19 protein-coding genes are annotated in these 23,220 nt (G+C 63.2%); 9 read left to right on the top strand and 10 right to left on the bottom strand.

From position 1 onward, the window contains the following. The first annotated feature begins 2 nt into the window (after nt 1-2). The 3 genes from IFT76_RS14310 to IFT76_RS14320 all read left to right on the top strand — a co-directional run bounded on the left by IFT76_RS14310 (nt 3) and on the right by IFT76_RS14320 (nt 5,369). Nucleotides 3-4,076 carry a response regulator gene (locus tag IFT76_RS14310; protein WP_192058962.1) on the top strand — a complete coding sequence of 1,358 codons (4,074 nt, stop codon included), beginning with the start codon at nt 3-5 and terminating at the stop codon, nt 4,074-4,076. Then, entirely contained in the window at nt 4,069-4,524 is a 456-nt protein-coding gene (locus tag IFT76_RS14315) for a chemotaxis protein CheW (RefSeq protein ID WP_192058964.1), read from the top strand. Before IFT76_RS14310 ends, IFT76_RS14315 begins: the two co-directional genes overlap by 8 nt. An 86-nt stretch (nt 4,525-4,610) precedes the next feature. Beyond that, complete coding sequence (locus tag IFT76_RS14320) at nt 4,611-5,369, top strand: substrate-binding periplasmic protein (RefSeq protein ID WP_192058966.1); 759 nt, start codon at nt 4,611-4,613, stop codon at nt 5,367-5,369. Nucleotides 5,370-5,403: 34 nt separating this feature from the next. Here IFT76_RS14320 and IFT76_RS14325 read toward each other — a convergent pair whose 3' ends face one another. From IFT76_RS14325 to gpmI, 4 genes are all read right to left on the bottom strand, one after another. Continuing rightward, nucleotides 5,404-6,159, bottom strand: coding sequence for a divergent polysaccharide deacetylase family protein (locus IFT76_RS14325; protein WP_192058968.1), 756 nt, complete (start codon nt 6,157-6,159; stop codon nt 5,404-5,406). A gap of 1 nt (nt 6,160) precedes the next feature. Then, a complete protein-coding gene (locus IFT76_RS14330) occupies nt 6,161-7,486 on the bottom strand; it encodes a S41 family peptidase (protein WP_122480492.1) in 1,326 nt (441 codons plus the stop codon). 62 nt (nt 7,487-7,548) lie between these two features. Then, the gene (locus IFT76_RS14335) at nt 7,549-8,841 is read right to left on the bottom strand and encodes a murein hydrolase activator EnvC family protein (protein ID WP_192058970.1); all 1,293 of its coding nucleotides are present in this window, start codon (nt 8,839-8,841) and stop codon (nt 7,549-7,551) included. 3 nt (nt 8,842-8,844) lie between these two features. Then, complete coding sequence (gene gpmI, locus IFT76_RS14340) at nt 8,845-10,380, bottom strand: 2,3-bisphosphoglycerate-independent phosphoglycerate mutase (RefSeq protein ID WP_192058973.1); 1,536 nt, start codon at nt 10,378-10,380, stop codon at nt 8,845-8,847. Nucleotides 10,381-10,597: 217 nt separating this feature from the next. Here gpmI and IFT76_RS14345 point away from each other — a divergent pair, with 217 nt between their 5' ends. From IFT76_RS14345 to secB, 3 genes are read left to right on the top strand one after another with little or no spacing between them, the layout of a single operon-like run. Further along, nucleotides 10,598-11,011, top strand: coding sequence for a rhodanese-like domain-containing protein (locus tag IFT76_RS14345; RefSeq protein ID WP_122480489.1), 414 nt, complete (start codon nt 10,598-10,600; stop codon nt 11,009-11,011). Nucleotide 11,012: 1 nt separating this feature from the next. Continuing rightward, nucleotides 11,013-11,267, top strand: a complete 255-nt coding sequence (grxC, locus tag IFT76_RS14350) for a glutaredoxin 3 (protein ID WP_122480488.1) — start codon at nt 11,013-11,015, stop codon at nt 11,265-11,267. Between the two features lie 45 nt (nt 11,268-11,312). Continuing rightward, nucleotides 11,313-11,798 (top strand): protein-export chaperone SecB, encoded by a 486-nt coding sequence (secB, locus tag IFT76_RS14355; protein WP_122480487.1) that lies wholly within the window; start codon nt 11,313-11,315, stop codon nt 11,796-11,798. 102 nt (nt 11,799-11,900) lie between these two features. Here the strand turns inward: secB and trmL are convergent, their stop codons facing one another. Beyond that, nucleotides 11,901-12,356 (bottom strand): tRNA (uridine(34)/cytosine(34)/5-carboxymethylaminomethyluridine(34)-2'-O)-methyltransferase TrmL, encoded by a 456-nt coding sequence (gene trmL, locus IFT76_RS14360; protein ID WP_049861718.1) that lies wholly within the window; start codon nt 12,354-12,356, stop codon nt 11,901-11,903. Here trmL and IFT76_RS14365 point away from each other — a divergent pair. After that, nucleotides 12,355-12,795: a hypothetical protein gene (locus IFT76_RS14365; protein ID WP_192058974.1), complete on the top strand. Its 441-nt coding sequence runs from the start codon at nt 12,355-12,357 to the stop codon at nt 12,793-12,795. The two genes, trmL and IFT76_RS14365, sit on opposite strands and share 2 nt — an antisense overlap. Nucleotides 12,796-13,652: 857 nt before the next feature. Here IFT76_RS14365 and ntrC read toward each other — a convergent pair. From ntrC to glnA, 5 genes are all read right to left on the bottom strand, one after another. Further along, nucleotides 13,653-15,089 (bottom strand): nitrogen regulation protein NR(I), encoded by a 1,437-nt coding sequence (gene ntrC, locus IFT76_RS14370; RefSeq protein ID WP_122480484.1) that lies wholly within the window; start codon nt 15,087-15,089, stop codon nt 13,653-13,655. Further along, the gene (gene glnL, locus IFT76_RS14375; protein ID WP_192058976.1) at nt 15,086-16,171 is read right to left on the bottom strand and encodes a nitrogen regulation protein NR(II); all 1,086 of its coding nucleotides are present in this window, start codon (nt 16,169-16,171) and stop codon (nt 15,086-15,088) included. Before glnL ends, ntrC begins: the two co-directional genes overlap by 4 nt. 277 nt (nt 16,172-16,448) lie before the next feature. Next, nucleotides 16,449-17,045 (bottom strand): DUF4124 domain-containing protein, encoded by a 597-nt coding sequence (locus tag IFT76_RS14380; protein WP_192055938.1) that lies wholly within the window; start codon nt 17,043-17,045, stop codon nt 16,449-16,451. Beyond that, a complete protein-coding gene (locus IFT76_RS14385) occupies nt 17,045-17,560 on the bottom strand; it encodes a DUF4124 domain-containing protein (RefSeq protein WP_192058978.1) in 516 nt (171 codons plus the stop codon). The genes IFT76_RS14380 and IFT76_RS14385 overlap by 1 nt, the downstream gene beginning before the upstream one ends. 132 nt (nt 17,561-17,692) lie before the next feature. After that, nucleotides 17,693-19,099 carry a glutamate--ammonia ligase gene (glnA, locus tag IFT76_RS14390; protein WP_122480480.1) on the bottom strand — a complete coding sequence of 469 codons (1,407 nt, stop codon included), beginning with the start codon at nt 19,097-19,099 and terminating at the stop codon, nt 17,693-17,695. 422 nt (nt 19,100-19,521) lie between these two features. On the opposite strand from glnA, the gene thiI reads away from it, so the two are divergent. Both thiI and typA read left to right on the top strand, forming a co-directional pair. Continuing rightward, nucleotides 19,522-20,976, top strand: a complete 1,455-nt coding sequence (gene thiI, locus IFT76_RS14395; protein ID WP_192058980.1) for a tRNA uracil 4-sulfurtransferase ThiI — start codon at nt 19,522-19,524, stop codon at nt 20,974-20,976. A gap of 268 nt (nt 20,977-21,244) precedes the next feature. Continuing rightward, on the top strand, nt 21,245-23,065 hold the full coding sequence (typA, locus tag IFT76_RS14400) for a translational GTPase TypA (RefSeq protein WP_122480478.1): 1,821 nt from the start codon (nt 21,245-21,247) through the stop codon (nt 23,063-23,065). The last annotated feature ends 155 nt before the right edge of the window (nt 23,066-23,220 follow it).

Consider the following 23,220-nt stretch of genomic DNA (forward strand, 5'->3'; position numbering starts at 1 on the left):
TCATGGCTGAACGGCACGAATACGTACTTCCCGCGTTGTGCGAGGAGTTGCTCAAGGTCAAGGAGCAGCTGGACCTGTTCGTGCGCGGTGGTCGCGAGTACACCCAGGAGTTGAACGGCCTGACGGCATCGTTGCGACAGATTGCCGATGCCCTGGCTGTGCTCGGTTTCGGCCAGCCGCGCAAGGTCATCATCGACCAGTTGGCGGTGATCCAGAGCCTGGTGCAGGGGACCCGCGAGCCCAACGATGCCGTGTTGATGGACGTCGCCGGGGCATTGCTCTATGTCGAAGCCACGCTGGCGGGCATGGCGGGACCCAGCGATACGCCGGGGCGCGATGAGCAGCAGACGTCCAGCACCGACCTGGTGCAGATTCGCCAACTGGTGATGCGCGAAACCCGCTTCGGCCTGCAGGAGGCCAGGGACATACTGGCCGATTCCAGCGACGGCCGCTGGGACCGGCAACGGCTGCGCACCTTGGTGCCGCTGCTCACCCAGCTGCGCGGTGCGCTGGTCATGCTGCCGTTACCCAGGGCCGCCGCGGTGCTGCAAGGCTGCAATGACGCCGTTAAAGCGCACCTGTTGGACGAGCCGACGGCATCGGTACCTGTGCCCCTGGAGCAGGTGACGGCTGCACTCGCGGCGGTCGAGCATTACCTGCAGCGCACCAGCGAAGCACCGCAGCTTGCCCATGAGGGCCTGCTGGCGGTGGCCGAGGCTGGCCTGGCAGCTGCTGCGCCAACAGACCCACACGGCGAGGCGCATGCCGCGACGGGCCCGGAGCCCGAACCCGTGGATACCCAATTGCTGGAGATCTTCCACAGCGAGGCCTTGAGCCACCTGAGCGCCGTGGAGCGATTTCTAGCCCTGGACGAGCAGGGCAACGACGTCGCCGTCACCGACGAATTGCAGCGTGCCCTGCACACGCTCAAGGGCAGCGCGCTGGTGGCCGGTGTCACGCCGCTGGCCGAACTGGCCACGGCCTTCGACGTCATGGCCCGCGAGCTGCGTGCCCACCGGCTGCCGTTCCAGGCCCGAACGCTGGGCCTGCTGGGCGATGCCCACTATCTGATGCGGCAGAAGCTGCTGCAATTGCCTGCGCAGCCGCTGACGCCCATTCCCGGTGCCGGCGAGCTGATCCGGCAGGTACAGGAACACACCACCGAACGCCTGCAGGGCGTACAGACGCTGGGCGATGCCCGGCAGGTCCAGGCGCCGCAACTGATCGAGCGGTTGCTCGACGAGGGCATGGATATCCTGCTCGATGCCGAGCGCTTGCTGCAGCGCTGGCAACAGACGCCGGCCAGCCGTGTGGAGTTGCCACGGCTGCTCGACCAGCTGACCCTGCTGGGCGAACAGGCGCAACTGACGGACCTGCAGGCGCTCGACGAGCTGTGCGAGGCGCTGCTCGATTTGTATGGCGCGGTCGAAGAAAGCAGCCTGAGTGTCAGCACGGATTTTTTCCAGCAGGCCGAACAGGCCCAGGAAGCCATGATCGGCATGCTCGATCAATTGGCGGCCGGGCAAGAGGTCAAGGCCCAGCCCACCCACGTGCGTGCCTTGCGGGCACTGTTGCAGGGTGCCCTGGCCCCGCACGCCATGGGTGTGGTGCAGCGCGAAGGCGGCGCGGTGATCGATCTTGCCCTGCTTGGCAACGTCGCTGCGACAGGTGCCGAGGATGAAGCCTCATTCACCGAGGAGTCCATCGAGCAAACCCAGCGGCGCTGGCTGAGCGAACCCGGCTACGAAGGGGCATCTCGGCACTCGTCGCATCCAGGCCCGCTGGAGCCTGGAATCGAGCAGGTGGACGACGCCGACGGTGAATTGCTGGGTATCTTCATCGAAGAGGGATTGGACATCGTCGAGAGCGCAGGCGCGGCACTGGTGCGCTGGCAGGCCGAACCGGGCAACCATCTCGAAGCGGAAAACCTGCTGCGCGACCTGCACACGCTCAAGGGTGGCGCACGGATGGTGGAGATCGGTCCGCTGGGCGACCTGGCCCACGAGCTGGAATCGGTGTACGAACGCATTTCCCAGGGCCAGCTGCAGGCTTCCAGCCAACTGTTTGGCCTGCTGCACAAGGGTCACGACCGCCTGGCCCAGATGCTCGACGCGGTCCGCTCGCGGCAGGCGTTGCCGGCCGCTGGAAAGCTGATTGCCGCGATCGCCGAATTCGCCGCCGGCAGTGAGCCAGCCGGGCCCGCCGGGCCAGCTGCTTCGGCCAAGCCCGCAGTTGCCGAACCGGTGGCCGCCGAACGCGGTCCCGTCGATGTGATCAAGGTCGGCGCCGAGCTGCTCGATGAATTGGGCAACCTGGCGGGGGAAACTGCAATCTTTCGCGGACGCATCGAGCAGCAGGTCAATGACGCCCAGGCGGCGCTGCAGGAAATGGAAACCACCATCGAGCGCATGCGCGATCAGCTGCGCCGCCTCGATACCGAAACCCAAGGCCGCATCCTCAGCCGTCAGCAGGTCGATGGTCAGGCTTACGAAGACTTCGACCCACTGGAAATGGACCGTCATTCACACCTGCAGCAGCTGTCGAGGGCCCTGTTCGAGTCGGCTTCCGACCTGCTCGATCTGAAGGAAACCCTGGCCGGCCGCAACCTGGAAGCACAGACGTTGCTGCAGCAACAGGCGCGCGTCGACAGCCAATTGCAGGAGGGCTTGATGCGCACGCGCATGGTGCCGTTCGAGCGCCTGCTGCCTCGCCTGCAGCGTGTAGTGCGCCAGGTGGCCGAGGCGCTGGGCAAGGAGGTCGAGTTCGAAGTCAGCCAGGCCCAGGGCGAGATGGACCGCAGCGTGCTGGAACGCATGATCGCGCCGCTCGAACACATGCTGCGCAATGCCGTCGATCATGGCCTGGAGCCGCTCGAGCAGCGCCTGGCCGCCGGCAAGCCTGCGGCGGGGCACATTCGCCTGGCGCTGCTTCATCAAGGCGGCGACATCGTCATCGAAATGAGTGACGACGGTGCCGGGGTGCCCCTGCAAGCGGTTCGCGCCAAGGCCATCAAGCGTGGTTTGCTGGATCCGCACAGCGACCTCAGCGACCACGACGTGCTGCAGTTCATCCTCCAGCCTGGCTTCTCCACCGCCACCAAGGTGACGCAGATCTCCGGCCGTGGCCTGGGCATGGACGTGGTCCACGAAGAGGTCAAGCAGCTGGGCGGCGCCATGAGTATCGACTCGCGGCCGGGGCAAGGTGCGCGGTTCCAGATTCGCCTGCCGTTCACCGTCTCGGTCAACCGCGCCCTGATGGTGCAATGTGGCGAAGAGCAGTATGCGATTCCCCTGAACAGCATCGAGGGGATCGTGCGGGTCATGCCAGGCGAGCTGCACGATGCCTATCAGTCTGCCCCACCGCGCTACGGCTACGCCGGGCGGGTGTATGACCTGCGCTACCTGGGCACCCTGCTGCACGGCCTCGCCGTCCCCTCGCTGACGGCGCAGAGCCAACCGTTGCCCGTGCTGCTGGTGCGCGCGTTCGATCAGCAGGTGGCGGTGCAGGTCGATGCCTTGGCCGGCTCCCGCGAAATCGTGGTGAAAAGCCTGGGAAGCCAGTTCGCGGCCGTGCCGGGCCTGGGCGGTGCGACCATCCTGGGCGATGGCAGTGTGGTGCTGATCCTCGACCTGCTGGCTCAGCTGCGGGCCCGTCAGGGTGTGGCCGTGGCTCGCGCCGGTTATCAGCACGGTGCGCAGGTACGGCGCCTGCAAGTCCTGGTGGTCGACGACTCGGTGACCGTGCGCAAAGTCACCAGTCGCTTGCTCGAGCGTCACGGCATGCAGGTGCTGACCGCCAAGGACGGGGTCGACGCCATGGCGCTGTTGCAGGAACACAGCCCCGATATTCTCCTGCTGGACATCGAGATGCCGCGCATGGACGGTTTCGAGGTCGCCCGGCGCATCCGCCAGCATCCCACGCTCAAGGACCTGCCCATCATCATGATCACCTCACGTACGGGGCAAAAGCATCGCGAGCGGGCGATGGCCATTGGCGTCAACGAGTACCTGGGCAAGCCTTATCAGGAGAGCCAGTTGCTGGAATGCATCGAACGCTGGGGCCAGGTCCATGCTTGATCGGGCGATCGGCCGCCGCGACAGCCTTACCGCGCTGGTGCTGCCCCTGGCCGATCGAAGCCTGTTGCTGCCCAACGTGGCGGTGGCCGAGCTGATCGACTATCTGCCCGGTGAACCGGTGCTGGGCGCCGCGCGCTGGCACCTGGGAATGATCGAGTGGCGCAACCTGCGCCTGCCGCTGGTCAGCTTCGAAGCGGCCAGCGGCGGCGAAGCGGTGATCGGCGAGCGCGCCCGTATCGTCGTGCTCAATGCACTGGGTGAAACCTCGACGCGTTTCATTGCCGTACTGATCCAGCACGTGCCTCGCTCGTGCCGGGTCGACAGCCAGCTCAGCTACGTTGACGTGCCGCTCAAGCCGCTGGAAATGGCGGCGGTGCAGGTCGGCGAAACCGTAGCGCGGGTGCCGGACCTCACAGCCTTGGAAAATCTGCTGTACAGCGCGGTGTAGACACCTTGTCACGTAATCATTGCAGGGCTTTACAGCCGTCGGCCTGACCGGCACTCTGACGTTGCCTTTGCTGCAGGGACCTCGTAATGCTCGACCGCACTTTTCTCGCCTTTGCCTTCTGTGCTGCGCTGCTCAGTGGCAGCCCCGTGCACGCCGAGGTCCCGGCAGGCTATTCGATGGTCTTGCTGACCGAAAACTTCCCACCCTACAACATGGCCAGCAACGACAAGAACTTCGCCCAGGAAGAGAACATCCGCGGCATCGCAGCGGAACTCGTGCGCGAAATGTTCCGCCGGGCGGACATCCCCTACAGCATGACCCTGCGGTTTCCCTGGGACCGTATCTACAAGCTGGCCCTGAGCAATGCCGGCTATGGGGTGTTCGTCACCGCGCGCCTGCCCGAGCGCGAACAGGCCTTCAAATGGGTTGGCCCACTGGGTCCGGATGACTGGATCATGCTGGCCCGTGCGGACAGCCCGATCACCCTGGAAACCCTCGACCAGGCCCGGCCCTACCGGATCGGCGCCTACAAGGGCGATGCCATTGCGCAGAGCCTTGCCGAGCGCGACATGCGGCCGATCGTCGCCCTGCGCGACCAGGACAACGCACGCAAGTTGCTGGATGGCCAGATCGACCTGTGGGCCACGGGCGATCCGGCTGGCCGCTATCTGGCACGTCTGGAAGGGATCAACGGGCTCAAGACCGTGCTGCGCTTCAACAGCGCCGAGCTGTTTCTGGCGCTGAACAAGGACACACCGCAGGCGGTGGTCGAGCGCCTGCAACGATCACTCGATGAGATGCGCCGCGACGGCTTCGTCGATCGGGTATTTGCCGACTATCTATGAGACACGGCACTCCATGAAACAGGGCAATGGCGAATCAGTGGTAGATCCCGCCCTTGCCATGGGCGGCCGTGGCGCGGTTGCCGCGCTCGCCGATCATCTGCCGGACCGGTATCCACTCCACTCCCCTGGCCTTCAAGCGCGGTAGTTCGCGCTCCAGCACTTCCAGGGTCTGTGGATAGGGGTGGCCGATGATCACCACCGTGCCCTGCTTGTGCGCCAGGGCTATGGCCTTTTCCAGCTGGCCGGCGATGGCCTCGACAGTGCGCGTGTCATCCAGGAAGACGTCCCGCGAGAGGCTGGCCAGGCCAATGCCCTGAGCTTTGGCGGCGGCCACGGTGGCGGCGCTGGTGCGGCTGTCGACGAAGAACATGCCGTGCTGCTGCAGCTCGTTCATCAACAGGGCCATGGCCTCGGGCTGCGAGGTCATGCGGCTGCCTTCGTGGTTGTTCAGGCCTGCAGCATACGGCACGGCGCGCAGCGCGGCCTGCAGGCGAGCGAGTAGCTCACTGGCAGGCATGTCGGGTCGCCAGGCGAACGGGCCGGTCGCAGGATCCATGGGCATGTGCACCATCACGGTCTTGCCGGCCTTGTGCGCCTGGCGGGCAAAGTCTGCGGCATGGGGGGTATCCGGCATGATCGCCAAAGTGACCGGGCCGGGCAGGGCCAGGGTACGGCTGTCCTGGGCCGGCGACTGGCCCAGGTCATCGATGATCAGGCTCAGGTATGCCGGCCCGGCGAAGGTCGGGCCGGCAAGCAGCAACAGCATGGCCAGCAACGAAATGCGGCGCATGTCAGTTGCCGCGCGTCACGCTCAGGCCCTTGAGCAGGCTGAGCGCCTGGCTGATCTGGAAGTCGTCGTCCTGTGGCCGGGCCTTGCGGGCGCCGATCACCGGCTTGCCCGAAGGTCGATCGGCGCCGCCGTTGCCGTTGCCCAGGTGACCTTGCAGGTCGGCTTCCTTGAAACTTTCGGTGTCGGCATCGCGGGTGACCTTGCCCTGACGTACCTCGACATCCGGGATGATGCCCTGGGCCTGGATCGAGCGGCCATTGGGCGTGTAGTACAACGCCGTGGTGATCTTCAGGGCGCGATCGTTGTTGAGCGGCAGCACGGTCTGCACCGAGCCCTTGCCGAAGCTGTCGGTGCCCATGAGGATGCCGCGCTTGTGGTCCTGCAGTGCGCCGGCGACGATTTCTGCCGCCGAGGCGCTGCCGCCGTTGATCAGCACCACCAAAGGCACCCGTTCGCTGGCATCGGCAGGGTCTGCCGAGAAGCGCAGTTCCGAGTTGGCGATACGGCCCTTGGTGTAGACGATCAAGCCCTTGGTGAGGAAGTGGTCGGCCACCTCCACGGCGCTTTGCAGTACGCCGCCGGGGTTGTTGCGCAGGTCCAGAATCAGGCCCTTGAGCTTGCCGTTATTGTCCTTGCGCAGCTTTGCCAGGGCCTTGCCGACTTCTTCGCCGGTTTTCACCTGGAACTGGGTGATGCGCAAATAGCCATAACCGTTTTCCAGCAACTGCGCCTTGACGCTCTTGACCTGGATAGTGGCGCGGGCCAGGGTCACGTCGAACGGCGTACCGCCGTCACGCACCAGGGTCAGGGTGATTTTCTCGCCGAGCTTGCCGCGCATCAGATCGACGGCCTCGGTCATGCTCAGGCCCTGGGTGGGCTGGTTGTTGATCTTGACGATCAGGTCGCCGGCTTCGATGCCGGCCTTGGAGGCTGGCGTGTCGTCGATGGGCGAAACCACCTTGATCATGCCGTTCTCGCTGCCCACCTCGATGCCCAGGCCGCCGAACTCGCCACTGGTGCTTTCCTGCAGCTCCTGGAAGTCCTCGGGGCCCAGGTAGGCGGAGTGGGGGTCGAGGTTGCTGAGCATGCCCTTGATGGCATTCTCCAGCAGCGTCTTGTCATCCACAGGCTCGACATAGGCCGCCTTGATGCGGTCCATCACCTCGGCGAAGGTCCGCAGCTCGTCCAGCGGCAACGGTGCGGCGGCCGGAGCCGTTCCGACCGACCGGGCGGGCTGGGGAGCCAGATCGGCGGCGATCACTGCCGGGGCAGCACAGGCCACGGCGATCGTCAGGGCCAGCGAGGTAAGGCGGGACAGATGCGGCATGTCTAACAGACTCCTGATACGGGTTCGCGCCTTTGAGGGCTGCTTTTGAACGACTGCGCCAGTCAGCCTCGACACCATTGCGAGGGGTCGGTCGGCTTGCCTTGCTGGCGTATTGCAAAATACAGCGCTGGCGTGCTTTGCCCGCCGCTGGTACCTACGGTGGCGATGGCATCACCGGGCTTGACCACGTCACCGGCCGATTTGAGCAGGGTCTGGTTGTGCCCGTACAGGGTGAGGTAGCCATTGCCATGGTCGAGAATGACCAGAAGCCCGGCGCCGCGCAACCAGTCGGCGAACACCACTCGGCCACCGTGCACCGCATGCACCTGGCTACCGGCCGAGGCACTGATCATGACCCCGTCCCATTTGGTGCGGACATCGTCGCCGCGGGTTTCCCCGAAACGTGCCAACAGTCGACCATCGACAGGCCATGGAAGTTTTCCCCGCGCCGAAGCAAATGCACCACCGAAGCTTTCGCCGCTGCTCGACACCAGCGGGCCGCTCGGTGCGCGAGGGGCCTGTGGTGCGGGTGCTGGCGCTTCTCGGGTGGCCGCCGCCTGCGCTTCGCGCTGGCGGCGTTTTTCAGCCTCCTGGGCGGCCAGCAGGGCCTTCTGCCGCGCTTCCTCGGCTTCGCGAGCCTGGCGTGCCAGGGTTTCCTCGATGGTCTTGAGCACCTTGGCCAGGTCTTCCTGGTCCTGCTGACGCGTCTGCAGCTTCTGGTCGCCTTGCTTGTACTGATCGTTGAGCTTGGCCAGGGCGACCTGACGCTCCTTGCGCACCTTGTCGAGGTCTTCGCGCTGGCTGTCCAGATTGCCTTGCTGCACCAGCAACTGCGCCTGCTGCAGATTGATGTCCTTTTCCACACCCGCCAGCTTGTGCAAGGTCTGGTTGAAGTTCTTCAACTGTTCCAGGCGTGCCTGGCTCAGATAATCGTAATAAGTCAGGGTGCGGGCGAACTTCTCCGGATTCTGCTGATTGAGCAGCAGTTTCAGGTATTCCTGGCGCCCGCTCTGATAGGCCGCGCGGGCCTGGATGGCAATGAGACGTTGCTGTTCGACCCGGGCGGCCTGGAGCTTGGCTTTCTCGCCTTGCAGACGCTCCAGTTCGCCCTCAGTCTTTTTTAGTTCTTTCTGCAGGGCCTCCACCTGCTTTTCCAGCTTGCCCATCTCGGTTTCGGTGGTGCGCAGCTCCATCTGCACCCCGGAGCGTTCCGCCTGCAACTTGCCAAGGGTTTTCTGCAGCTCGGCGATGTCCTTGCGGGTGGCGTCGATCTGCTGCTGGGTTTGCGCGCGCTCGTCGGCGAAGGCCGGGCCGAGCAGGCATGTCAGGGTCAGGAACATCAGGGCGCGGAGCATGGGTCAGCCTTGTACCAGGATCGAGGTGCCGGTCATCTCTTCGGGCTTGGGCAGGCCCATGAGCCAGAGCATGGTGGGCGCCACGTCGGCCAACACGCCGCCGGCGCGTACCTTGACGTCACGCTGGCCGACGTAGATGAACGGCACCGGCTCGGTGGTGTGCGCGGTATGCGCCTGGCCGGTGCAGACGTCTTCCATCTGCTCGCAGTTGCCGTGGTCGGCGGTGATCAACGCTTCTCCGCCGACCTTGTCGAGTGCCGCAGCGATGCGACCCACGCACGTGTCCAGGCACTCGACCGCCTTGATCGCTGCAGCCATGATGCCGCTGTGGCCGACCATGTCGCCGTTGGCGTAGTTGACCACGATGACGTCATAGCGCTGCTGCTCGATGGCTTCGACGATGCGGTCGGTCACTTCCGGCGCGCTCATCTCGGGCTGCAGGTCGTAGGTCGCCACCTTGGGCGAGGGCACCAGGATGCGCTCTTCGCCGGGGAACTCTTCTTCACGGCCACCGGAGAAGAAGAACGTCACGTGGGCGTACTTTTCGGTTTCGGCGATGCGCAGCTGGGTCTTGCCGTTCTTGGCCAGGTATTCGCCCAGCACGTTGGTCAGGCCGGTGGCAGCAAAGGCCGCCGGTGCCGGGATCTTTGCCGAATACTGGGTCAGGCCCACGTAGCCGGCCAGTTTGGGCTGGCGATTGCGCGGGAAATCGTGGAAATCGTCTTCGACGAATACGCGGCTGAGCTCGCGCGCACGGTCGGCGCGGAAATTCATGAAGATCATGGCATCGCCATCTTCGACGCGAACCGGCTCGCCGACCGTGGTGGCCTTGACGAATTCGTCGCTCTCGCCGCGCTCGTAGGCGGCCTGCAGGCCTTGCACGGCAGTGGCCGCGTGGAATTCGCAGGCAGCATCGACGATCAGGTTGTAGGCCGCGCTGACGCGCTCCCAGCGGTTGTCGCGATCCATGGCGAAGTAGCGGCCGATCAGGCTGGCGGTGCGCCCACGGCCAAGGCGGGCGAACGTGGCGTCCATCAGTTCCAGCGAGGCCTGGGCGCTCTTGGGCGGGGTGTCGCGGCCGTCGAGGAAGGCGTGCAGGTAGATCTTCTGCGCACCGCGCCCGGCGGCCAGTTCGGCCATGGCCACCAGGTGATCCTGATGGCTGTGCACGCCACCGTCCGACAGCAGGCCCATGAAGTGCACCGCCTTGCCGGCGGCCACGGCCTTGTCCACGGCTGCGCAGATAGTGGGGTTGGTGAAGAACTCGCCGTCGCGGATGGCCTTGGTCACGCGAGTGAAATCCTGGTACACCACACGCCCGGCCCCCAGGTTCATGTGGCCGACTTCCGAATTGCCCATTTGCCCGTCGGGCAGCCCGACATCCATGCCCGACCCCGAGATCAAGCCATTGGGCTGGCGTGCCATGAGGGCATCGAGCACCGGCTTGCGAGCCGAATAGACCGCGTTGTACTCGTGGTTTTCACTGTGACCGAAACCATCGAGGATGATCAGGACCAAGGGTTTGGGCGTGGCTGTCATGGATCCCACTCGCTATGTCAGAAGAGCATTCAGGAGAAGCCCGGCATTTTAGGGCATTGCGGGCCTGCGTGACGAATCATGGCGGTTTATTTCACCGCGGGTGCAAGAACAACAAGCACAGACCCGCAATCAGGCCGAGCGGTTCCGTCCGGCGGGCTTTGGCCGGACTTGGCGGCTGTGTATACTGGCCGACATTTTAACGCCCTGGAACCCGCTGATGGTCGCTCACCTGATTGAATTCGCCACAAATCACTATCTGCTCGTGACCGCGTTCGTGGTCCTGCTGGTCATGCTGATCATGCTGGAAATGAGCAAGGGCGCCAAAAGCCTCAGCCCCCGCGAGCTGACTGCGCTGGTCAACAGCGACCAAGGCGTGGTCGTGGATATCCGCAACAAGAAGGACTACGCCGCGGGCCACATCGTCGGCGCGCTGAGCATTCCCCAGGACAAACTGGCCAGCCGCGTCGGCGAGCTGGAAAAATACAAGGGCAAGACCCTGATCGTGGTCGATGCCATCGGCCAGCACGCGGGCACTGCCTGCGCCGAGCTGGTCAAGGCCGGCCACACCGCCGCCAAGCTGGCCGGTGGCGTCTCGAGCTGGCGCGCCGACAACCTGCCTGTGGTGAAGTGACATGAAGCCGATCCTCGTCTACTCCAGCGACTATTGCCCCTACTGCTCGCGCGCCAAGTACCTGCTGGAAAGCAAGAAGGCGCCGTTCACCGAGATCAAGGTCGACGGCAAGCCCGAGCTGCGCCGCGAGATGGCCGCCAAGGCTGGCCGTACGTCGGTGCCCCAGATCTGGATCGGCGAGTTGCACGTCGGCGGCTGCGACGACCTGTTCGCCCTAGAGCGCGCCGGCAAGCTGGACGCGTTGCTGGGGGCCTGATCGGTCCCCTTACCCCCACACCTCTGAAGATCACAAGGATCTGCGATGACCGACCAAGCGAACAATGGCGCTGCTGCCGCCGAAAACGAACCGCAGTTCTCGCTGCAGCGCATCTACGTGCGTGACCTGTCGTTCGAGGCGCCGAAAAGCCCGGCGATCTTCCGCCAGCAGTGGGAACCCAGCGTTTCCCTGGACCTGAACACTCGTCAGAAAGGCCTGGAAGGGGACTTCCACGAGGTCGTGCTGACCCTGTCGGTCACGGTCAAGAACGGTGAAGAAGTCGCGTTCATCGCCGAAGTGCAACAGGCCGGTATCTTTCTGATCAAGGGCCTGGACGAAGGTTCGATGAGCCACACCCTGGGTGCGTTCTGCCCCAACATCCTGTTCCCGTATGCCCGCGAGACCCTGGACAGCCTGGTGACCCGCGGCTCGTTCCCGGCGCTGATGCTGGCTCCGGTGAACTTCGACATGCTCTATGCCCAGGAACTGCAGCGCATGCAGGAATCGGGCGAAGCGCCTGCGCCTCAGTAAGCGTTGGCTTGCAGTGAACAAAAAGCGCCTTTCGGGGCGCTTTTTCGTAGGTGCGTGGTGCCCATTTCGCGAGCCCTCTGCCCGCGAAGAGGCCCTCAAGCCTTACTCGAACCCCAGCTGCCGCCAAGCCTCATACACCGCCACGGCCACCGTGTTCGACAGGTTCAAACTGCGGCAGCCTTCGCGCATCGGCAGGCGCAGCTTGTGCTGGCTGTCCAGCGCGTCCAGCACCTCGGCCGGCAGCCCACGGCTTTCCGGACCGAACAGGAACGCATCGCCCTTCTCGAAGCTAGCATCATGGAACGGTCGCGAGCCCTTCGTGGTGAAGGCGAAAACCCGTGGCTGCCCCAGGCTTTCCAGGCAACTGGCCAGGTCGGCGTGGCGCTGCAGGGTGGCGTACTCATGGTAATCGAGGCCGGCGCGGCGCAGGCGCTTGTCGTCCAGCTCGAAGCCGATCGGCTCGATGAGGTGCAAGGCGCAGCCGCTGTTGGCGCACAGCCTGATAATGTTGCCCGTATTGGGCGGAATCTCTGGTTGAAAAAGGATCACGTGAAACATGCGCGGCACCGAACTGAAGGACGGGCAGCATTCTACTCCTGATCCGAGCGAGCGTTCGCAACTGTGGCCACGGGTGTTGGGCTCGCTGGCGATCATTGGCTTGCTGGTCGGACTGATGATCGGTCGCCTGACCAATCCCGAGCCTGCCCGCTTGGACAACATCGAAGTGCACCGCGACCAGTTGGTGCTGTGGTTCAACGATGAGCCGCGGTTGCATGGCGAGGTGGTGGAAGGAACGGTGGCGATGCTGTTCGACGCCACCGGCGCTCCGGCCAGCGGGCGGTTGCTGGTGGACGGCAAGCCGGTGACCTGGCGCATTCAGCGCAGTGATCAGGGGTTGTTGTTGACGGTGGTGGCAGCGCGTCCGTTGCAGGTGCAATGGCGCGCGGTGCAGCTCGATGGACGCTGGCAAACCACCGTCGAGCTGCGCGAGCAATAAAAGAGGGGACCCCAGCCTGCCTGTACCAGGGCCCCCCAAGCGGGGTTGAAATACCAGGCCTTGCAGCCGGGCGTTTCGATGTAAAGAAGGGGAGTCCCGGCCTGCCTGTACCAAGGTCCCCAAAACAGTTGTGCGGCATTCCAGCTTTTGGCTGGAGTCGCGGTGTAAAGAGGGAATCCCCGGCCTGCCTGTACCGAGGTTCCCGAAACTGGGTAATGGTTAGTACATTGCAGCGTGCGTGCCAGTTTTGTTGCAGAAGCTTTCTGAACGCCAAAAACGTTTTGTCTTGGAATCTATCTGATTGGAATGTAAGGGAAAATTATTTTTACCGGATAACAGTCTTTTAGCTCATTGAAACGGACGAGGTTTTATCCGAGCAATAAGCGATGTTCGCTAGCGCATCGTGTGGGTGCACTGCACAAGGCGAATGCACAAAAGCGGAGAGTTTCTTCAAACCCCCTGTAGCAGCGGCGCAAGCCGCGTCGGCGGTATGTGCGGTGCGTCTGCCCCAGCGCGGTGAGGCCGGACGCGGCTGGCGCCGCTGCTACAGGGATCGGGTATGCCGTGGGGGTGTGTGCTGGGCATCTGACGTACCCCTGTAGCAGCGGCGCAAGCCGCGTCGGCGGTATGTGCGGTGCGTCTGCCCCAGCGCGGTGAGGCCGGACGCGGCTGGCGCCGCTGCTACAGGGATCGGGTATGCCGTGGGGGTGTGTGCTGGGCATCTGACGTACCCCTGTAGCAGCGGCGCAAGCCGCGTCGGCGGTATGTGCGGTGCGTCTGCCCCAGCGCGGTGAGGCCGGACGCGGCTGGCGCCGCTGCTACAGGGATCGCATATGCCGGTGGCGGTGTGCGGGACCTCAGGCTTCTTCGACTTCGTCCTCGTCGGCGCCGTCGACCTTCATGCCCAGCTCCTTGATCTTGCGTGTCAGGGTATTGCGACCCCAGCCCAGCAGCACGGCCGCGTCACGACGACGCCCGGCGGTGTGCTTCAAGGCGGTCTCGATCATGATCCGCTCGAAGCTGGGCACGGCGCTGTCGAGCAGGCTCGATTGCCCGCGTGCCAAGGCCTGGTCGGCCCATTGGCGCAACGCCTGCTCCCAGTTGGTCACCGGTGCCGCGTCCTGCGGCAGGCTCAGCAGCTCGGGCGGCAAATCGCCGGTGTGCACTTCGCGACCCGAGGCCATCACCGTGATCCAGCGGCAGGTATTCTCCAGCTGACGCACGTTGCCGGGCCACGGCAGGTTCTTCAGGTAGTCCTCGGTCTCGCTCTTGAGCAGCTTGGGCTCGACCGCCAGCTCCTGGGCGGCGCGGCTGAGAAAGTGCCGGGCCAGGGTCGGGATGTCTTCGCGACGGTCCGACAGACGCGGAATGTGGATACGGATCACATTGAGGCGATGGAACAAGTCCTCGCGGAACTTGCCGGCGTGCACCAGGGTTTCCAGATTCTGGTGGGTGGCGGCAATGATGCGCACGTCGACCTTGACCGGTATGTGCCCACCGACGCGGTAGAACTCGCCATCGGCCAGCACGCGCAGCAGGCGCGTCTGTGTGTCGGCCGGCATGTCGCCGATTTCGTCGAGGAACAGTGTGCCGCCGTCGGCCTGTTCGAAGCGGCCTCGGCGCAGGTTGGCAGCGCCGGTGAAGGCGCCTTTTTCATGGCCGAACAGCTCCGACTCCATCAGGTCCTTGGGAATCGCCGCCATGTTCAGCGCAATGAACGGCGACGCGGCCCGCGGGCTGTGCCGATGCAGGGCGTGGGCGACCAGCTCCTTGCCGGTGCCCGACTCGCCATTGATCAACACGGTGATGTTGGAGTGGCTGAGGCGGCCGATGGCGCGGAAGACTTCCTGCATGGCCGGTGCTTCGCCGATGATCTCGGGCGTGCGGGTAAGAGCCGGTACTTCGGTCAGGCCTTGCTGTTCCTGGGCGTGCTGGTTGGCACGCTTAACCAGCGACACTGCCTCGTCGACGTCGAACGGCTTGGGCAAGTACTCGAACGCGCCGCCCTGGTAGGAGGCGACCGCGCTGTCCAGGTCCGAGTGCGCGGTCATGATGATCACCGGCAGGCGCGGATGCTGTTCGCGAATGCGCGCCAACAGGTCCAGGCCGCTGGCACCGGGCATGCGGATGTCGGAGATGATCACGTCGGGCTGCTGGCGTGCCAGTCGGCTCATGACACCATCGGCGCTGTCGAAGCTCTGGGTGGTCATGCCTTCTTGCTGCAGGGCCTTTTCCAGTACCCAGCGGATGGAACGGTCGTCATCGACGATCCAGACAGTTTCACTACGGCTCATGACGAAGCGGCTCCTTGTTCCAGCGGCAGGAAGATCGAAAAGGTGGTGTGGCCGGGGTGGCTTTCACATTCGATCAAGCCCTGATGCTGACTGATGATGTTCTGGGTAATGGCCAACCCCAGGCCGGTGCCGTCGGGACGGCCACTGACCATGGGGTAGAAGATGGTTTCCTGCAGTTGCGCAGGAATGCCCGGACCGTTGTCGGTGATCTCGACCTTGCTGACCAGGCGATGCCGCACATGGCCGATGGTGAACTGGCGCATGGCGCGGGTGCGCAGGCTGATGCGTCCCAGGCGTAGCTCGTTCTGGCCGCTGATCGCCTGCATGGCATTGCGCACGATATTGAGCACGGCCTGGATCATCTGCTCGCGGTCGATCAATACATCCGGAATGCTCGGGTCGTAGTCGCGCACCAGAGTGATGCAACCCTGGCTTTCGGCTTCGACCAGGTTGGCCACGCGCTCCAGCACCTCGTGGATATTGGTCATGGCCAGCAAAGGCAGCTTGTTCGAACCGAGCATGCGGTCGACCAGATTACGCAGGCGGTCGGCTTCCTCGATGATGACGTTGGTGTAGTCCTTGAGGCTTTCCTCGGGCAGCTCGCGCGCCAGCAATTGAGCCGCGCCACGGATGCCACCCAGTGGATTCTTGATCTCGTGGGCCAGGCCGCGCACCAGCATCTTGGTGGTCTCCTGCTTGGACAGCTGGGCCTCTTCCTTGGTGATGCGCAGCAGACGGTCACGCGGATGCACTTCGAGCAGCAGCCAGGTGGCGCCGTTGCTGAGGATCGGCGTCACCGCGTAGTCGACCGTCAGCGTCTGCCCGGCCAGCGCGGTCAGCATCGCTTCGCGCTTGGTGAAGGGGTGAGCCAGTTCGACTGCCTGGCGCAGGGAGTTGAGGGCTTCGGTGGATTCGGTGAACAACTCGCTGATGAACTGACCATGGCTGCGTTGGCCACTGATCGCCAGCAGCATCTCGGCTGCGGGGTTCATGTACTCAAGGCGCAGGTCGGCATTGAGCAGAATGGTGGCAGTGGTGAGGTTGTCGAGTAACAGTCGGTGCAGGGCATCGCTGATGGTCATGGGGACAGGTGACCTCTTTTGGCACAGGGCGCCCGTGGCAGCGCCCGGGTTCGCGCGCGAAACAAACTCGCTGGTGCAGGGAAAATGCAAGAACCAAACCAAGGCTCCGAAAAGAAGCGCGGATCCTGCAAATGGGTACCATTAGTGCTTCGCAGCAGGGGATCTTCGGTCCGTCAAATGCCGCGGCGACCCAAAATGGCACGGCATGCCTGGCAATGACCAGCATAGCGCACCAAAAAAGTGCGGGCAGGGATATATCGTTTTCGGCTGCCGCTGCTCAGTCGTCCTCCGGCTTGTCCTTGAGTGGACATTCCGGGCGTACACCGTAATCGGAACTTCGGCAGGGGTGAACCCGGCGTTTCTGGATCAGCGAGATACGCTGCAGGTGGACCGGCTGGGCTGGCGTGCGCTCGATCACATGGTCGTCCTGATCGATGATCTCGGCGGCCAGGGTATGAGTGCCGCGGTCGACGTTGCTCAGGGCGAACACCGGACTGCGCCCCGGCGCCTGTGCCACTTCGCCGTCGAGCAACAGGCGGTAGCGATGATTCGGCTGCAAGGCCGGCTCGCTGGTCAGGGTCACGATCAGTGAACCGTCTTCCTCGCGCACGGCGGTGTCCGGCAGGGGCCCGAGAATGCGCAGCATCTGATAACGCGTCGCCGCGGTTCTGTTCGGCACTGGCACCTTGCTGGTGCGCGGCGGCATCACGGTAGCCGGGGCGGTGGGCGTGGCGCGTGCAGGCATCGGCACCCGTTCGGCGCCCTTGCGCGGTTGGTCGGTGAAAACCCGGTTGCCATTGGCGTCGACGTAGGTGTACACCGCGGCATGGGCCGACGCGGCGATCACTACCAGCCAGAGCAGCGTCCAGCGCATCACGGCAGGTGAACCCGCTGGACCGTGAAAGTGACGGTGGCGCTCTGCTGGATCACCGCTTCGCGGGCGTCGATGACCTGTACCGCCAGGCCATGTTCGCCGCGATCGACATTCACCAGTTGCAGGCGCGGCACGTTGCTCGGCTGACCATAGGGCTCGCCGTCGAGCACCAGGCGCAGGCGATCGCCCGAACGCAGGCGTGGCACGATCGCCACGCCCACATCGAAGGTGCCGTTGTTGGCCCGCAGCGCTTCGTCGGTTGGCAGCCCGGTCAGTTCCAGCTGGCTGTACAGGGTCTGCGGCACCTCGACGGTGGTGCTCGGCAGGGTGGTTGGCGCGGGCTTACGCAGCGACTCGACGCTGTTGAGCGGCGGCAACTCGACCGTTTGGCTGGCACGCCCCTGGGGCGGCTGGTTGCTGTAGGCCGTGTTGCCCTCGGCGTCGGTGTATTTGTAGATCTGCGCCACGGCGGGCAGCGCACACAGCAGCAACAGGCAGGCTAGGGGTGAGCGCATGGAAACTTCTCTGAGTGGCGCTTGCATGGGGGCCAGCATAGAGCAATTGAGGGGGTGCGTGCAGCGTTGCCATGGTAGGCGCAGAACGAAAAAAGGCCACCCGAGGGTGGCCTTTCTGTCACATCACAGGGATCAGACGCTGTAGTACAGGTCGTATTCCAGTGGGTGTACGAAGGTGCGGACCTTGATTTCTTCTTCGCTTTTCAGGGCGATGAAGGCGTCGATGAAGTCATCGCTGAACACGCCGCCCTTGGTCAGGAACGCACGGCCCTTGTCCAGCTCTTCCAAGGCTTCCTTCAAGCTGCCGCAAACCTGCGGGATTTCCTTGGCCTCTTCGGGCGGCAGGTCGTACAGGTTCTTGTCGGCGGCATCGCCGGGGTGGATCTTGTTCTGGATGCCGTCCAGGCCAGCCATCAGCAAGGCCGCGAAAGCCAGGTACGGGTTGGCTGCCGGGTCCGGGAAGCGCGCTTCGATACGACGGCCTTTCGGGCTGTTGACGTAAGGAATACGGATGGAAGCCGAACGGTTGCGGGCCGAGTAGGCGAGCATGACCGGCGCTTCGAAACCTGGGACCAGACGCTTGTAGGAGTTGGTCGACGGGTTGGTGAAGCCGTTCAGCGCCTTGCCGTGCTTGATGATGCCGCCGATGAAGTACAGCGCGGTGTCGGACAGGCCGGCATAGCCTTCGCCAGCGAAGGTGTTCTTGCCATCCTTGGAGATCGACATGTGCACGTGCATGCCCGAGCCGTTGTCACCGTACAGTGGCTTGGGCATGAAGGTAGCGGTGCGGCCGTAGGCGTCGGCAACGTTGTGCACGACGTACTTCAGGGTCTGCACTTCGTCGGCCTTGGCGACCAGGGTGTTGAACTTGACACCGATTTCGTTCTGGCCGGCAGTCGCCACTTCGTGGTGGTGAACTTCGACGACCTGACCCATCTCTTCCAGTGCGTTGCACATGGCGGTACGGATCTCGTGGTCATGGTCGACCGGTGGCACTGGGAAGTAGCCGCCCTTGACGCCTGGACGGTGGCCCTTGTTGCCGCCTTCGACGTCCTGGTCGGTCATCCAGGAAGCCTGTTCCGAGAAGATCTTGAACATGGAGCCGGAAATGTCGGACTTGAACTTCACTTCGTCGAAGATGAAGAACTCAGGCTCCGGACCGACGAACACGGTGTCGCCGATACCGGTCGACTTCAGGTATTCCTCGGCGCGATGGGCGATGGCGCGTGGGTCGCGATCGTAGCCCTGCATGGTGGACGGTTCGATGATGTCGCAGACCAGGATCAGGGTCGGCTCTTCGGTGAACGGGTCCAGAACGGCAGTGCTGTCGTCCGGAAGCAGGATCATGTCGGAGGCTTCGATGCCTTTCCAGCCTTCGATGGAGGAACCGTCGAACATCTTGCCGACTTCGAAGAAGTCGTCATCCAGGGCATCGCGCGCTGGCATGGTCACGTGCTGCTGCTTGCCTTTGGTATCAGTGAAGCGCAGATCAATCCACTTGACGTCATGATCTTTGATGAGTTGAACCGACTTCGACATGTTGTCCTCCGGGGTGGAATGGGGCCGATTGTGATAGGGGGCCCCTAAATATGTGTGATGCCGGGCCCGATAGTCGGCCAAGGCAACCTGCCTCACAAGGGAGCAATTTGCATGCCAGTGCCCTGTGATGGGCGCAACGCTGATTCTCACTATCCGCAGGTTCGAACCCATTCCCCTGTAGCAGCGGCGCAAGCCGCGTCACGCTTCGTCCCCGGCATTAATAGGTATGAGCGCGGTACGCGGCTTGCGCCGCTGCTACACGGGGTGGTGCTAAAGAGGGGTGCGCTGGTTTGGTGCGGGTCTGTTTTGGGTGGTCGATATTGGTGCGTTTGCCCGTTCGTACGATAACTGGTCAAACCTTGAGCAATTTCCGCTATAATCCGCGCCCCTCTTTTCAGGCTGGCATTTCGCGCGCTGTTTTCATGAAACTTATCGTAAAAGTCTTTCCAGAGATCACCATCAAGAGCCCGCCGGTGCGCAAGCGCTTCATCCGCCAGCTCGCCAAGAACATCCGCATGGTGCTCCGTGACCTGGACCCGCAGCTGATGGTCACTGGCGTGTGGGACAACCTTGAAGTCCAGACCAAGCTGACGGACGCCAAGGTGTTGCGCGAGATGACCGAACGCCTGAGCTGCACGCCAGGTATCGCGCATTTCCTGCAAGTGGGCGAATACCCGCTGGGCGATATGGATGACATCGTGGCCAAGTGCAAGGCGCACTTCGGCCCGCTGCTGCCTGGAAAGATCTTTTCGGTACGCGCCAAGCGTGCCGGCAAGCATGCTTTCAGCTCGATGGATGTGGAACGCACCGTCGGCAGCCAATTGCGCCGCGAGTGTGGTGCTGCCGGCATCGACCTGAAAAAGCCCGACGTGGTGGTGCGCCTGGAAATCCGCGACCAGCGCCTGTTCGTCATCCATGACCAGCACGACGGCATGGGTGGCTACCCCTTGGGCGCGCTGGAACAGACGCTGGTGTTGATGTCGGGCGGTTTCGACTCCACCGTTGCCGCCTACCAGATCATGCGCCGTGGCCTGATGACCCACTTCTGCTTCTTCAACCTGGGCGGTCGCGCTCATGAGCTGGGGGTGATGGAAGTTGCCCACTTCCTCTGGAAGAAGTACGGCAGCTCCCAGCGCGTGCTGTTCATCAGCGTGCCGTTCGAAGAAGTGCTGGGCGAGATTCTCGGCAAGGTCGACAACAGCCACATGGGCGTGATCCTCAAGCGCATGATGCTGCGGGCCGCCACGCGCCTGGCCGACCAACTGAAGATTCCCGCGCTGGTCACCGGCGAAGCCATCTCGCAGGTGTCCAGCCAGACCCTGCCCAACCTGTCGGCGATCGACAGCGCGACCGACAAATTGGTACTGCGCCCGCTGCTGGCGAGCCACAAACAAGACATCATCGATCAAGCAGTTGAAATTGGGACTGCCGATTTTGCCAAACACATGCCAGAATATTGCGGCGTGATTTCGGTCAACCCGACCACCAGTGCAAAATTGCCGCGCGTCGTCCATGAAGAGAAGTCTTTCGACATGGCCGTTCTTGAGCGAGCGCTGGAACGCGCCAAGCTGGTGTCCATTGATGAAGTCATCGACCAGCTGGGCCGGGATATCGAGGTCGAAGAGGTCAGCGAGGCGCTGTCCGGACAAGTCGTCATCGATATCCGCCACCCCGATGCCCAGGAAGACCAGCCGCTGTCACTGGCCGGCATCGAGGTCAAGGCAATGCCTTTTTATGCCCTGAACAGCCGCTTCAAGGAACTGGACTTCACGCGCCAGTACTTGCTGTATTGCGACAGGGGCGTCATGAGCCGACTGCATGCTCACCATCTGTTGAGTGAGGGACATGCCAATGTGCGCGTTTATCGTCCGACATAGAGTCCCAGGGTTGAATGGTGGGAGTATCCGCCATCGCCCTCCCGACCCCCAGACAGCGTAGGAACTACTGCGCTAGGCAATGCTGCGTCAGAAACAGGCTCGGAATGCTCATTTACAACCAGTAAACTGTGCTTCCTCGCCTATTTCTTCCTTGCCTTGCCTTGCCGTCGCTCGCTACGTTCCTACGCTGTCTGGCCCGGATAGCTTTTTGTTTAATATTCGCCACGTAGAATGCGCGGCAACCGAATCCTCTGATCGAGATACACAAGTGATCGAAAATCTACGCAACATCGCCATCATTGCTCACGTTGACCATGGCAAGACCACCCTGGTAGACAAACTCCTGCGTCAGTCCGGCACCCTGGAGCGCAACGAGCTCAACGACGAGCGCGTGATGGACTCCAACGACCAGGAAAAAGAGCGTGGCATCACCATCCTGGCCAAGAACACCGCCATCAACTGGAACGGCTACCACATCAACATCGTGGACACCCCGGGCCACGCCGACTTCGGTGGTGAAGTAGAGCGCGTGATGTCGATGGTCGACTCCGTGCTGCTGCTGGTCGACGCCCAGGACGGCCCTATGCCGCAAACCCGTTTCGTGACCAAGAAGGCGTTCGAAGCCGGTCTGCGTCCGATCGTCTGCATCAACAAGGTCGACCGTCCAGGCGCGCGTCCGGACTGGGTTCTGGACCAGATCTTCGACCTGTTCGACAACCTCGGTGCCACCGAAGAACAGCTGGACTTCAAAGTCGTCTACGCCTCGGCCCTGAACGGCATTGCCGGTCTGGAACACACCGACATGGCCGAAGACATGACCCCGCTGTACCAGTCGATCGTCGACAACGTACCGGCTCCGAAAGTCGACCGCGACGGCCCGTTCCAGATGCAGATCTCGGCACTGGACTACAACAGCTTCCTGGGCGTCATCGGTGTTGGCCGTATCGCTCGCGGCAGCGTCAAGCCGAACACCCCGGTGGTCGCCATCGGCGCCGACGGCAAGAAGCGCAACGGTCGTATCCTCAAGCTGATGGGTCACCACGGCCTGCACCGCATCGACGTTGAAGAAGCCTTCGCTGGCGACATCGTCTGCGTAAGCGGCATGGACTCGCTGTTCATCTCCGACACCCTGTGCCAGCCGGACAACGTCGAAGCGATGAAGCCGCTGACCGTCGACGAGCCAACCGTTTCCATGACCTTCCAGGTCAACGACTCGCCATTCTGCGGTAAAGAAGGCAAGTTCGTGACGTCCCGCAACATCAAGGAACGTCTGGACAAAGAGCTGCTGTACAACGTTGCCCTGCGCGTTGAAGAAGGCGACTCGGCCGACAAGTTCAAGGTCTCCGGCCGCGGCGAGCTGCACCTTTCGGTACTGATCGAAACCATGCGTCGCGAAGGCTTCGAAATGGGTGTCGGTCGTCCTGAGGTGATCATCCGCGTCATCGACGGCGAGAAGCAGGAACCGTTCGAAAACGTCACCATCGACACCCCTGAGGAATCCCAGGGCAAGGTCATGGAAGAGATGGGCCTGCGTAAAGGCGACCTGACCAACATGGTGCCGGATGGCAAGGGCCGTGTTCGTCTGGAATACAACATCCCTGCTCGCGGTCTGATCGGTTTCCGTAACCAGTTCCTGACCCTGACCAACGGTGCGGGCATCCTGACTTCGATCTTCGATCGCTACGCTCCGATGAAGTCGGGCCACATGTCCGGCCGTCAGAACGGCGTACTGGTTTCGGTCGAAACCGGCAAGGCACTGACCTACTCGCTGGAAACCCTGCAGGCGCGCGGCAAGCTGTTCGTCGAGCACGGCCAGGAGATCTACAACGGTCAGATCGTCGGCTTGAACAGCCGCGACACCGACATGGGCGTAAACCCTACCAAGGGCAAGAAGCTGGACAACATGCGTGCGTCGGGCAAAGACGAAACCATCGCTCTGGTTCCACCTGTTCGCTTCACCCTGGAACAGGCTCTGGAATTCATCCAGGACGACGAGCTGTGCGAAGTCACGCCGAAGTCGATCCGTCTGCGCAAGAAGATCCTGGACGAAGGCGAGCGTACCCGCGCTGCCAAGAAAGCCAAGAACTGATCCGTAGTTCCGGTTGATTGAAAAAGCCCCCGGCGCGAAAGCGTCCGGGGGTTTTTTTATGGCTGTGTGTTGGCAGGTCTGGCCGCGAAAGAACCGGCCCTGGCACCCTGCATACCTTCCATCGCCCACTTCTCGAGTTTCCTCGGACCGAGCCG

It is taken from the genome of Pseudomonas sp. CFBP 13727 (assembly GCF_014841915.1).
GTDB lineage: Bacteria > Pseudomonadota > Gammaproteobacteria > Pseudomonadales > Pseudomonadaceae > Aquipseudomonas > Aquipseudomonas baltica.